Origin of the sequence: Mycolicibacterium gilvum, assembly GCF_900454025.1 — a bacterium.
Classification (GTDB): Bacteria; Actinomycetota; Actinomycetes; order Mycobacteriales; family Mycobacteriaceae; genus Mycobacterium; species Mycobacterium gilvum.
Map to the genome: position 1 here is coordinate 2,179,151 of NZ_UGQM01000001.1, position 12,518 is coordinate 2,191,668.

The window sequence follows — 12,518 nt, forward strand, 5'->3', positions numbered from 1 at the left end:
TCAACACACTGGGGTGGACGCCGAGGGAGTGGCGAATGACCGACGACACCGGTGGTGAACGCTGTTCCGGGCTGGGCATGCTGGCCTCGGCGCTCGCCGGCCGCGCGGTCGCCGTGGACAGCGTGGCGGGCGGTAAGCCGGCGTGGACCGACGGCGAGACCGTGTACGTCGATGCGTCTGCGCCGCTGCGCACGCAGTACGAAACCGTGGCCGTGCAGGCGTCGATGATCGCCGCCGGAAGCCTGACTCCCGAGGTGGTCCGCGCCCTGGTCCGGCATCCCCGGTTGGCGAAGCGCTATCTCGCCATCGAGGGGCACCGGGCGCTGCTGGACAATTCCGCGTTGTTGCCGAGTGTCCTTGCGGCGTCGATGGTTCCGGACATCGGCAGGCGCAGCGACAGCGCCGAGAGATCCCTGGCCCTCGCGCGTGGCCGCGAGGGGCCGGCCGAGGCGCCGGCGAGTTTCGGTGCGATCCAGGCCAAGAAGGTGCTCGCGGTGCGGGCCCTGGCCGACAAGCAGGCCGGCGACGACGTGGGGCACGTCCCGCGACGCCAGGGCGGGCAGGAACTGGCGGAGTTCGACGACGACGATCCGGACAACTGGGACGACACCGACGATCCCGACCTGTTCTCCAGCCCGGTCGGCGGTGGTGGGGTGATCGGAAGGTGGCTGCAGAAGTTGCTCTCCTCGTCGCGCAAGAGCGGAGGGGATGGGGCCGGTCCTCCCGGCGCGGACGCGCCGACGCACCGGACCACCTCGACGACGCGGGGCGCGCATGCGGTGTCGTCGCTGGCCGCTGTGTCGTCGGAGGAGATCGTCGATGTCACGACCGAGGGCGTGAAGTATCCGGAGTGGAACGTCGATCGCCACACCTACCGGCTCGACTGGTGCACCGTGCGCGAGGTCGAACCCGAGATCCACGCCGCCGCGACCCAGCAGATCGAGGACGCGATCAGTGTCCGCCGTCCGCTCGCACGCCTGGGCATGGGTCTGCATCGCCGCCCTCGACAGCCCCAGGGGGACGACATCGACATCGACGCGGCGCTGGAGGCACGCGTCGAGGTCCGCGCCGGATCGGTGCCCGACGAGGCCGTCTATCTCGACAGCCTGCGCAGGCAGCGGGACCTTTCGGTGTTGCTGCTGCTCGACATCTCGGGATCGGCGGCCGAACCCGGAACGGTGGGGCGCACGGTGCACCAGCAACAGCGCACCGCGGTCGCCCATCTGATGGTGGCGCTGCACGACCTCGGTGACCGGGTGTCGCTCTACGCGTACTACTCGCAGGGCCGCGACGCGGTGAGCATGGTCCCGGTCAAGCGGTTCGACGAGCATCTCGACGCACGTGTCATCAGACGGTTGAACAGCCTTGAGCCGGGGGCCTATTCGCGCCTCGGCGCAGCGATCCGGCACGGATCGGCGGTCCTGGAGGAGCGCGGTGGCACCTCGCGGCGGTTGCTGGTGGTGCTCTCGGACGGCCTCGCCTACGACCACGGCTACGAACGGGCCTACGGGGCGGCCGATGCCCGGCGCGCCCTGGGCGAGGCGCGCCGTCGGGGCACCGGGTGCGTATGCCTGACCGTCGGTGCGAGCACGGACGTGGATGCGCTGCGCCGGGTCTTCGGCAGCACCGCCCACGCCACCGTGTCGGATCCCGATCAACTCGCCGGGGTGATCGGTCCGATGTTCCGGTCGGCGGTCCGCTCGGCCGAGGTCCGGCGCCGGGTCTCGTGACGGTACCGACAAGTCCAGTCCCAGAGCGGTTCTGCCGACGTAACGAAAGGTGTGTTCATGGCCATCGAGTCCGGGTTCGCCCACAAGAACGGAGCCGGCGGTCGGCTTGAGGGCCGGCGTCCGTACTACACGCCGGTCGGTAACGAGGACACCGTCTTCAAAGCCGCCTACCGGCAGGGGCTCTCGATCGTCCTGAAGGGTCCGACGGGATGCGGCAAGACGCGTTTCGTCGAGGCGATGGCCCACGACCTCGACCGCCCGCTCATCACCGTCGCGTGTCACGACGATCTGACGACCGCCGATCTGGTCGGCCGGTACCTCCTCAAGGGCGACGAGACGGTCTGGGTGGACGGGCCGCTGACGCGTGCGGTCCGGGAGGGGGCGATCTGCTACCTCGACGAGGTGGTCGAGGCCAGACAGGACACCACCGTGGTGCTGCACCCGCTCGCGGATCACCGGCGCCAACTGCCGATCGAGCGCCTCGGGGTCACGCTCGACGCCGCTCCCGGGTTCGGCCTGGTGGTGTCGTACAACCCCGGTTACCAGAGTGTCCTCAAGGATCTCAAAGATTCGACGCGCCAGCGGATGGTCGCGATCGAGTTCGGCTTTCCCGCCCCGGAGGTGGAGGTGGGGATCGTCGCGCACGAGGCCGGCGTCGACGAGCGCACAGCGGCCGAACTGGTGCGCTTCGGGCAGGCCATCCGGCGACTCGAGACCGGTGGTCTGCGTGAGGTCGCCTCGACCCGGGTGCTGATCGCGGCGGCGCGTCTGATCGCCGAGGGTCTGCCCGTCGCGGTGGCCGCTCAGGTCGCCGTCGCCGGCCCGCTGACCGACGACATCGCCGTCGCCCGAGGCCTCAACGAGCTGATCGAGGTCTATCTCGGCGAGACCGCGGCAAATGATTGACGCTGTGGGCAGCCCCCGCTACTGTCTGAACAAATATTAGGTTTGGATTTTCCGAACCGTGACGGTCGGCGCCGACCCGGAGGTCAGATGTCCTACGAAAGCACCGCAGAACCCATCAAAGTCGGTTACCTGATGGACTTCACGCTCCCGCCGGGGTTCCCCGAGGAGCTGCGGGCCTCGTTCACCCGGACCTTCGACCTCGTCTTCGCCGAGGCGGTCGAGCAGGGGCTGATGGACCGCGGGGTGCAGATGATCTACCGCGAGGTGGAGGGTCTGCCGAAAGGTTCGGTCAAGGCCGTCATCGACGCCTACGGCGAGCTGGTCGACGAAGGCTGCCTGGTGGTGTTCGGGCCCAACATCACCGACAACTGTGTCCCGCTGCGCGAGGCGATCGAAGACCGCTTCAAGGTGCCCGCGATCAGCGTCACCGGTACCGACGACTGGCTCGGTGAGTGGACTTTCGCATTCCCTCAGGGGTCCATGACCGATGAGCCGATCTTCCTGATCGACCTGGTGGCCAAGCGGGGGCTCAAGGAGATCGGCGTCCTCGTCGAGCAAAACCTGATCGGTGAGAGCTACCTGCGGAACCTGCGGAGTGCCGCTGCGCGCAAAGGGATTCGCATCGTTGCCGAGGAGGCGATCGCGCAGACCGCCCAGGACATCGACGGGGCCGTCCGGGCGTTGCACGAAGCGAAGTCCGAGGCGATCGTGCATCTGGGCTTCGGCTTCGGGATCGTCTTCATCAACCCCGCTCTGGAGGCCGTCGACTGGGACCCGCCACGGTTCACCACTACCGCGTTCCAGAACGCGTGGGTCAACCCGATCATGTGGAACGCGTTTCTGGGCTGGGTCGGCGTCGACCAGTACGACGAGGGCAACAGGATCGGCCAGGCCTGGCTGGACCGCTACGCCGACCGGTACGACGGCAGCCGCCCGGAGTACTGCGTGTCGGTGGTCAACCACGATGTCGCCGCAACCCTGGTGCGCGCCTTCACCGATGCGCACCCCCTCAGTCCGCGCGGAGTCAAGGAGGCGCTGGAACGCGTCAAGATGATGCCCGCCGCATCCGGTGCGCCCGGGACCCGGGTGTCGTTCGGCAAGTGGACCCGACGCGCGTGGATGGGCGCCGGATACCTGGTGGCGCGCACGCTCGACGCCGACGGCGTGAACTCCCACCTGGTCGACCGCTTCGGCGAGGAAGCCTGATGACCACGCAGAAGGCGGGTGCTCCGCTGCCACAGGCGAAACCGGACGCCGGCGCGTCCCCCCGAAAGGGGCCCAACTGGGGCCGGTGGATCTCGGCGTTCGCACTACTGGGGTTCTTCGGTCTGTTCACCGCGTTCTCGCGCACCGAACTGGACCCGAGGGTCGCCAACCCGAACGTCGAGGGCAGACCCCGCCCGGTGGAGTTCCTGTTCGGCTGGGACGGTTGGCTGTGGGTGCACCAGATCGGCTGCGTGATCCTGCTCGTGGTCCTGGTGGCGATCTTCGTCCGGGGCTGGCGGCGGGACCCGGGAAGCCCGGTCATGTTGATGTTCCTGTGCACGACGCTGATCGTGTGGCAGGACCCGATCATGAACTGGGCCCCGTTCGCCGTGTACAACCCCGAGCTGCTCCACTGGCCGGAGAACTGGCCGCTGATCATGTTGTCCCCGACGGTCGAACCGTTCATCGTCTTCGGCTACGTCGCGTTCTACTTCGCCCCCTTCTTCCCGGCCATCTGGTGCCTGCGCAAGCTGCAGGCCAAGCACGGTCCGACCGCGTTCGTGTCACGGCATCCGCTGATCAGCCTCGGGGCGCTCACCCTGGTCATCGGCTTCATCTTCGACGCGATCCTCGAGGTGAGCCTGGTTCGGACAGGTCTCTACATCTACTCGCAGGCGATCCCGTTCGGGACGCTGTTCCCGGGCACGACATTTCAGTTCCCGCTGATCTGGGAATCGCTGGCGGTCACCTTCGTGATGGTGCCGGCGGCGGTGCTGTGCTATCGCGACGACACCGGCAAGGCCGTCGCCGAGAAGCTCGCGGCCCGGGCCAAGCTGTTCCCGAGCAAACCGGTGCTGGGCACCTTCCTGGTGATGTTCTTCATCATCAACATCGCGTACTTCGCCTACGGATCGTGGTTCGCCGCCATCAAGGCCAGTGGCCTGGCCACCGCGGTCGCGTGCCCCTGGCCGTATCCGGAGGCGAAAGTGTATGACCCACAGGGCTATTTCGAGAAGGAAGGCGCCCAAGGGCCGTTCTCGGTCGGGAAGTGGGCCACCTGGCAGAGCGGTCTGCCGAACGGGAGGCCCGAGGTGACACCGCCGCCGCCGGGCGAGGGTGACTGCGCACCGGAGAACGCCGATGGCTGAACGTGCGGGCGCGCAACGTCGGGTCGCCCTCATCACCGGGGCGTCACGGGGGCTCGGCTTCGCATCGGCGGTGCGTCTCTACCGCGAGGGATGGGGCGTCGTCGCCGCCATGCGCACACCCGAGCGCGGCATGCCGCGCCTGCGTGAGGCGACGGGGGCGAGCGAGGACGACGACCGGTTGGTCGGGGTGCAACTCGACCTGATGGACGCCGCCTCCATCGCCGCGGCGGCCAAGTCGATCGACGAGGCCGTCGGCGCCCCGTACGCCGTCGTCCACAACGCCGGCATCTCCGCGGCCGGGGTGGTCGAGGAGACGGACATCGAGCTGTGGGAGCGGATGTTCACCACCCACGTGATGGGTCCGGTCGCGCTGACCAAGGCGCTGTTGCCGTCGATGCGCGCCGCCGGCCAGGGCCGAATCGTGTTGGTGTCCAGCGCCAGTGGCGTGCGCGGGCAGCCCGCCACCGCACCGTATTCAGCCGCCAAGGGCGCACTCGAACGCTGGGGCGAGGCGATGGCCGTCGAGATCGCGCCGTTCGGGCTCGGCGTGACGATCCTGGTGACGGGCACCTACGACACCGACATCATCACCGACGCGGGGACCACCGACAACCGTGACCTCGCCGGCCCGTATGCGCGGATCCACCAGACCATGGACTCGCGCGGCCGGTTCGCCATGGGAATGGCCAGGCCTCCGGAGCGATTCACCGACGGGTTGGTCAACGCGCTGGAGGACACCGCTGCGTTCCGTCGCCACGGTGTGGGCCCTGATGCTTCGATGCTGTTGCTGAGCAACAGGATTCTTCCCGCGGCGGGCATGCACCACATGTCACGGGTGGTCCTGGGGATACCGCGCCAGGGTGCCATGCGCGACGGCGCCTGGCCGCTGACCACCGCCCAGCGGGCGATGGTCGCGGCGGCCAAGGTGATTCCGCAGCCGGTGATGCAGCGCCTGGTCCAGTGGTCGGCCCGGCGTGCCGCAGGCAGCGGGGGAGGTACGAGTGAAGGCTGACACCGATACCCAACACGGTGCGACCCACGAGTCGAGGATGTTGATCGACGGCAAGCTCGTCGACGGCGAGGCCGGCTCGTTCGTCAACATCAACCCGGCCACCGAGGAGAACCTCGGCGAGGTGTCCGACGCGTCGAAGGCAGACATGCTGCGCGCCATCGACGCCGCCCGGCGATCCTTCGACGAAACCGGTTGGTCCACCGACCATCAACTGCGCCGGCGCTGTCTCGAGCAGTTGCACGACGCGATCGACAGCGAGAAGGAGGAGCTGCGGGAGGAGTTGATCCGTGAGGTCGGCGCCCCCCGCGCCGTCACCCACGGCCCGCAGCTGGACGCGCCGCTGGCCGACGGTCTTCGGTATCCGGCACGGCTGATCGACACGTTCCCCTGGGAGACCGACCTCGGCGACCAGGTCGTCTCGGTGACCGGGGTCAACACCACCAGGAAGGTGTGGCACGAACCGGTCGGGGTGGTCGGGGCGATCACGCCGTGGAACTTCCCGTTCGAGGTGGTCCTCAACAAACTGGGCCAGGCGCTCGCCACCGGAAACACCGTCGTCCTCAAGCCGGCGCCCGACACCCCGTTCAACGCGACCCGGCTCGGGCGGCTCATCGCCGAGCAGACCGACATCCCCGCCGGCGTGGTCAACGTCGTCACCGCATCCGATCACTTCGTCGGCGAGGAACTCACGCTCTCGCCGAAGGTGGACATGATCTCGTTCACCGGTTCCACCGCCGTCGGCAAGCGAATCATGGAGAAGGGCGCCGCGACGATGAAGCGGCTGTTCCTCGAGCTGGGCGGCAAGTCGGCCACGATCGTGTTGGAGGACGCCGACTTCGAGTTCGCCTGCATGCTCGGCATCGGACCGCTGATGCACGCCGGACAGGGCTGCGCCGCACCGACACGGATGCTGCTGCCGCGGTCCCGGTACGACGAAGGCGTGGGGATCCTCAAGAACCTCTACGAGAACATCGCTGCCGGCGACCCGCAGGATCCCGGCACTCTGTGCGGTCCGGTCATCTCCGCCAGGCAGCAGGCGCGCATCCTCGGCTACATCGGCAGGGGCGTGGAGGAGGGCGCGACCCTGCTGGTCGGCAGTGCGGAGGCGCCCGCGCGCTTCGACAGGGGATTCTGGGTCGACCCCACCCTGTTCACCGACGTCGACAACTCCATGACCATCGCTCAGGAGGAGATCTTCGGGCCTGTGCTCGCGGTGATCCCGTACGACGACGAGGACGACGCCGTCCGCATCGCCAACGACAGCGCGTACGGCCTTGCGGGCAATGTGATGTCGGGTTCGTTGGAACGTTCACTGCGCGTGGCCCGTCGGCTCCGCGCCGGCTTCATCGGTCTCAACGGAACGGTGGGTTACGGCGCCGACACCCCGTTCGGAGGCTACAAGGACAGCGGCGTCGGCCGGCAGAACGGGCTCGCGGGGTTCGGTCAGTACACCGAGATCAAGTCCGTCGCCTACCCGGCCCAGTAGCCGCTTCAGGCGGAATCTCAGGAGGAAATCGTGTCCCAGCTGTTCGAAGACCTGGAGGACTTCGGGTCGTTTGACGACGCCGTGTCGGGAGATGTGCGTGATCCGTACCCGGAACTGGCCAGGCTCCGGAGGGAGGAGCCGATCCAGCGCATCGACATGTCGGCGATGCCGGGCGAGGAGGGCAAACCCGTCTTCATCGTCTACCGCTACGAGGACGCCCAGCAGATGCTGCGCGACAACGTGACCTTCTCGTCGTCCGGCGTCATCGCCGCGTTCGGTCCCGTCCTCGGTGAGCGGGTGATGCTCGGCATGGACGAACCGGTGCACGGCCGGCTGCGTTCGCTGGTGTCGAAGGCGTTCTCGCAGAAGGGGTTGGCGCGCTGGCAGGATGAGCTGGTCGGGCGCGTCGGCAACGAGCTGATCGACAGATTCCAGGCCGACGGCAAGGCAGACCTGGTGAAGCAGTTCACGTTCGACTACCCGAGCCGGATCATCGCCGGTCTGCTCGGCTTGCCCGAGCAGGACTACCCGCAGTTCCAGCGCTGGTCCATCTCACTGCTCAGCTGGATCCTGAACCCGGAACGCGGACTGGCCGCCGCGGCGGCGCTGTGTGAGTACTTCGCCCCCATCCTGGAGGCACGCCGCACCGATCCGCAGGACGATCTGATCAGCCTGCTGGCCGAGGCCGAGATCGACGGCGAGAAGCTCACCGACGAGGAGATCTTCTCGTTCCTGCGGCTCCTGCTGCCCGCCGGGGTGGAGACCACCTACCGGTCGCTGGGGAACCTTCTGTTCGCATTGCTCTCGGACACAGCGCAATTGGACGCGGTGCGGGCCGACCGCTCGCTGCTCCCGCAGGCCATCGAGGAGGGCGTGCGCTGGAATCCGCCGTTGCTGACGATCACCCGCACCACCACCTGTGACACCGAGCTCGGTGGCGTCCCGATCCCGGCGGGCTGCTCGGTGCTGCCGATGCTGGGTTCGACGAACCGGCAGGAGGACCGCTGGGAGGATCCGGACGAGTTCAACCTGTTCCGCGCGCAGAAGGCGAATCTGGGGTGGGGCTACGGCGTGCACGTCTGCCTGGGCATGCACCTCGCGCGGCTCGAGATGCGCACCGCGGTCAACCTCCTGCTCGACCGCCTGCCCGGTCTGCGTCTGGATCCCGACGGGGACGACCCGCACATCCGCGGCCAGGTCTTCCGGTCACCCACGTCGCTGCCGGTGCTGTTCGATGCGGTGGGGAGCGACGCGTGACCGATCACCCCGACGCCGACGGCATCGACTTCGAGACCGTCGACTACTTCACCGACGCCGCGCTGGTTCCGGATCCCTACCCTTACTTCGACCATCTCCGGTCGAAATGTCCGGTCACCCAGGCGACCCCGTTCAACGTCCTCGCGGTCACCGGGTACACCGAGGCGCTGTCGGTCTACAAGAACCCTGCGTTCTCCTCGTGCAACTCCGTGGCGGGACCGTTCTCCGGCATGCCGTTCGGCCCGGGCGAGAGCGACGACGTCACCGATCTGATCGAGCAGCACCGGGCGGCGGTGCCGATGGCCGAGCACATCACCTCTCAGGATCCGCCCCTGCACACCCGCACCCGGGGGTTGTTGAGCCGGTTGATCACACCGAAGCGCCTCAAGGAGAACGAGGACTTCATGTGGCGGCTGGCCGACCGGCAGCTCGACACGTTCATCGGCCGCGGGAGCGCCGAATTCCTCACCGATTACGCGAAACCGTTCTCGCTGCTGGTGATCGCCGACCTGCTCGGTGTCCCTGCCGAGGACCACGAGCAGTTCAAAGCGGTGTTCGCCGGGGAGACGGTGGGCGAGCTCGGCAAAGAGGCGCCGACCACGCACAATCCGTTGCAGTGGCTCAATGACAAGTTCCACGCCTACATCGAGGATCGTCGCCGCGAACCCCGCGACGATGTGCTGACCGAACTGGCGCAGGCCAAACACGAGGACGGCTCGACACCGGACATCGAGGACGTCATGAACCTGTCGACCTTCCTGTTCGCCGCCGGCACCGAGACGACCACCAAACTGGTCAGTTCGGCCGTCCGGTTCATCGCCGACAATCCGGGCTACGAGGCCATGCTGCGCCGGGACCGGAGCAAGATCCCGGCGTTCCTGGAGGAGACGCTGCGCCTGGAGAGCCCGGTCAAATCGCACTTCCGGATGGCCGCCACGTCGACCACCATCGGCGACGTCGACGTCCCCGCCGGTACGACCGTGATGGTGCTGCCCGGGGCGTGCAACCGCGATGCCCGCAAGTTCGCCGACCCGAACAGCTTTCGCCCCGACCGGCAGAACGTGCGCGAGCAGATCGCGTTCATCCGCGGCGCGCATTCGTGCCCCGGTGCTCCGCTCGCGCGCGCGGAGGGCCGGATCTCGCTGGAGCGGATCCTCGACAGGATGCAGGACATCACGATCTCCGAAGACCATCACGGCCCCGCCGGCGACCGCCGCTACGCCTACGAACCGACGTTCATCATGCGTGGCCTGTCCGAGCTGCACATCACGTTCACCGAGAAGGAGCACTGATGACCGGGAAACTGGAGGGCAAGGTCGCGTTCATCACCGGCGCGGCCCGTGGACAGGGACGTGCGCACGCGATCGCGATGGCCAGGGAGGGCGCCGACATCATCGCCGTCGACATCTGCCGCGACATCCCGTCGAACCCGTACCCGCTCGCGACGCCCGACGACCTCGCCGAGACGGAACGCTCGGTGAAGGAGACCGGGCGACGCGTGGTCGCACGGGTCGCCGATGTGCGTGAGCGCCACGAACTGCGCGAGGCAGTCGAGGCCGGCGTCGTCGACTTCGGCAAAATCGACATCGTGGTGGCCAACGCGGGCATCCTGCCGATGGCCATGGGGAATCCGGACCCCATGGGTTTCGTCGACGCCTCGGACGTCGATCTGGTCGGCGTGATGAACACCGTCGCGGTGGCGATTCCGCATCTGCCCGACGGTGCGTCCGTCATCGTCACCGGGTCCACCGCGGGCATGATCCGCGGCACCACCACGAGCCCGGACATGGGTCCGGGAGGCGCCGGCTACGGCTGGAGCAAGCGCATCGTGATCGAGTACATCGAGGAGATGAGCCTGCAACTCGCGCCGCGCATGATCCGGGTCAACGGGATCCATCCGACGAACTGCAACACCCACCTGCTGCAGAACGAGGGCATGTACGGGGTGTTCCGGCCCGACCTCAAGATGGAGGGCAAGACCCCGACGCGCGAGGATGCCGAACCGCTGTTCTCGCTGTTCCAGGCGATGCCGATTCCGTACATCGAGCCCGAGGACATGGCCAATCTCGGGGTGTTCCTGGCCAGCGACGACAGTCGTTACATCACCGGACAGCAGATCCGGGTCGATGCGGGGTCACTGCTGAAGTGGCCGAACGGGCCTGGGGGATAGGGGTTCTCGATCAGGGCGGTGGAGGAACCCGTGCAGGACCGCCTGGACCAGTTCATCGACGATGATCTCGCGGGACGGTGGATCCTCCCCGAAGAACGTGGACCTCATGGCCACCATGCCCACGATCGTCGCGACCGTCGAGTGCGCGGGCAGATCCGGTTGCTCGGAGTGCAGTCCGCGCAGCCGCATGCCCTCGGCGCTGATCTGCCCCAGCACGCGCAGCGACCGACGGATGTCGGCGATTCCGGCGGCCTCGATGTCCTCGGCGCTGAGGCCGTCCGCGGCCACCAGCGTCAGCAGCAGTCCCCGGTGGTCGACGAGGACGTCGTAGAGCCGGCCGACGAACTGCCGGGACAGCTCCTCCTCGTCGGTCTCCTCGGGAATGACGGACTGCCAGGTGCTCCGGAACTGGTCGAGGAACGAGGTGAAGGGCACCACCAGTGCCTCGCGGAACAGCCCGGCCTTGGATCCGAAATGGCGGAACAGCAGGTACTCGCTGACACCTGCGGCCTCGGCGATCTCCCGGGTGGTGGTGGCGCGGTAGTCCTTGCGCGCGAACAACTCCCGTGCGGCGTCGAGAAGCAGTCGACGTGCCTCGCCGCGCGGCCGGCGACCGTGGCGGACGTCGGCCTGCGGCTTCTGGGGTGAATTTCGCTGGGGCACCGGCATTCAGCGTAGCGGGGTCTTGACCGTGAGCGTTGTAATAGTGTCCACTATTAACATGGGAGCTCTCATCATGATCGGCAGCCTCGTCGCGATCGCCGTGCTCATCGTCGGGGCGGTTCTCTACTTCGATCCGGAGGCGCGGAACTGATGGGTGGTGAACTCTCGCCGGCGCTGATCGCCGGATTGTCCTTCGCCTACATCGGCGGAATCGTGTTCCTGGCGTTCGGGGTGTACCTGAGCATCCGGCGTGGCCGCCTGCATCCCCTTCTGCTGGTGTCGATCTCGGCGATCTCGTTCTCGTGGATCGAGGCGCCCTACGACTGGGCGGTCTATGCCCAGTTCCCGCCTGAGCTGCCGAGGATGCCGTCCTGGTGGCCGATGAACATGACCTGGGGCGGCGGACTGCCGTCGGCGGTACCCATCGGCTACATCGCCTACTTCGTGCTGCCCGCGGTGATCGGTGCCGCGCTCGGCCGGCGGGTGATCGCCCGGTTCGGGTGGCGCCGGCCGCAGACACTGCTGATCGTCGGATTCCTCGTCGGGTTCGGCTGGGCGCTGCTGTTCAACGGCTTCTTCGGTCCGCGGTTGGGAGTCTTCGTCTACGGCTACGTGATCGACGGTCTGGCGATCTTCCAGGGCAGCAGGTACCAGTACCCGGTGTACGACGCGGTCGCGATGGGTCTGCAGATGATGGTGTTCACCTATCTGCTCGGACGGGTCGACGAAGAGGGGCGCAACGTGATCGAGGTGTGGTCGGACAGGCGGTCGTCGAGCAAGATCGGCTCCTCGTTGTTGTCGATCGCCGCGGTGGTCGTGGTCGGTCACCTGATGTACGGGGCGGTGTTCGCGCCACACCTGGCGACCAAGCTGGGCGGGTACGTCACGGAGGGGCCCACAGAGCAGTTGTGGCCCCCGATCGAGAACCAACCGAGGTAGG

Annotated in this window: 11 protein-coding genes; 10 read left to right on the forward strand and 1 reads right to left on the reverse strand. The window is 67.6% G+C overall.

What is annotated here, in order from left to right; genetic code table 11:
- Positions 1 to 35 precede the first annotated feature (35 nt).
- The 9 genes from DYE23_RS10270 to DYE23_RS10310 all read left to right on the forward strand — a co-directional run bounded on the left by DYE23_RS10270 (position 36) and on the right by DYE23_RS10310 (position 10,915).
- Positions 36 to 1,730 carry a nitric oxide reductase activation protein NorD gene (locus DYE23_RS10270; RefSeq protein ID WP_115327158.1) on the forward strand — a complete coding sequence of 565 codons (1,695 nt, stop codon included), beginning with the start codon at positions 36 to 38 and terminating at the stop codon, positions 1,728 to 1,730.
- Between the two features lie 57 nt (positions 1,731 to 1,787).
- Positions 1,788 to 2,636 (forward strand): CbbQ/NirQ/NorQ/GpvN family protein, encoded by an 849-nt coding sequence (locus DYE23_RS10275; protein ID WP_011895003.1) that lies wholly within the window; start codon positions 1,788 to 1,790, stop codon positions 2,634 to 2,636.
- Between the two features lie 87 nt (positions 2,637 to 2,723).
- Complete coding sequence (locus DYE23_RS10280; RefSeq protein ID WP_099961247.1) at positions 2,724 to 3,842, forward strand: ABC transporter substrate-binding protein; 1,119 nt, start codon at positions 2,724 to 2,726, stop codon at positions 3,840 to 3,842.
- Positions 3,842 to 4,990: a spirocyclase AveC family protein gene (locus DYE23_RS10285; RefSeq protein ID WP_011895001.1), complete on the forward strand. Its 1,149-nt coding sequence runs from the start codon at positions 3,842 to 3,844 to the stop codon at positions 4,988 to 4,990. The genes DYE23_RS10280 and DYE23_RS10285 overlap by 1 nt, the downstream gene beginning before the upstream one ends.
- Positions 4,983 to 6,002, forward strand: a complete 1,020-nt coding sequence (locus tag DYE23_RS10290) for an SDR family NAD(P)-dependent oxidoreductase (protein WP_099961248.1) — start codon at positions 4,983 to 4,985, stop codon at positions 6,000 to 6,002. Before DYE23_RS10285 ends, DYE23_RS10290 begins: the two co-directional genes overlap by 8 nt.
- Before the next feature lie 37 nt (positions 6,003 to 6,039).
- Positions 6,040 to 7,488, forward strand: coding sequence for an aldehyde dehydrogenase family protein (locus DYE23_RS10295; protein WP_099962671.1), 1,449 nt, complete (start codon positions 6,040 to 6,042; stop codon positions 7,486 to 7,488).
- Between the two features lie 30 nt (positions 7,489 to 7,518).
- Positions 7,519 to 8,745 carry a cytochrome P450 gene (locus tag DYE23_RS10300; RefSeq protein WP_011894999.1) on the forward strand — a complete coding sequence of 409 codons (1,227 nt, stop codon included), beginning with the start codon at positions 7,519 to 7,521 and terminating at the stop codon, positions 8,743 to 8,745.
- A complete protein-coding gene (locus DYE23_RS10305; RefSeq protein WP_011894998.1) occupies positions 8,742 to 10,037 on the forward strand; it encodes a cytochrome P450 in 1,296 nt (431 codons plus the stop codon). The genes DYE23_RS10300 and DYE23_RS10305 overlap by 4 nt, the downstream gene beginning before the upstream one ends.
- The gene (locus DYE23_RS10310) at positions 10,037 to 10,915 is read left to right on the forward strand and encodes a mycofactocin-coupled SDR family oxidoreductase (protein WP_099961250.1); all 879 of its coding nucleotides are present in this window, start codon (positions 10,037 to 10,039) and stop codon (positions 10,913 to 10,915) included. The genes DYE23_RS10305 and DYE23_RS10310 overlap by 1 nt, the downstream gene beginning before the upstream one ends.
- Here DYE23_RS10310 and DYE23_RS10315 read toward each other — a convergent pair.
- Entirely contained in the window at positions 10,880 to 11,584 is a 705-nt protein-coding gene (locus tag DYE23_RS10315; protein ID WP_115327159.1) for a TetR/AcrR family transcriptional regulator, read from the reverse strand. The two genes, DYE23_RS10310 and DYE23_RS10315, sit on opposite strands and share 36 nt — an antisense overlap.
- A gap of 144 nt (positions 11,585 to 11,728) precedes the next feature.
- On the opposite strand from DYE23_RS10315, the gene DYE23_RS10320 reads away from it, so the two are divergent.
- Positions 11,729 to 12,517, forward strand: a complete 789-nt coding sequence (locus DYE23_RS10320; protein ID WP_115327160.1) for a spirocyclase AveC family protein — start codon at positions 11,729 to 11,731, stop codon at positions 12,515 to 12,517.
- Position 12,518: the final 1 nt, after the last annotated feature.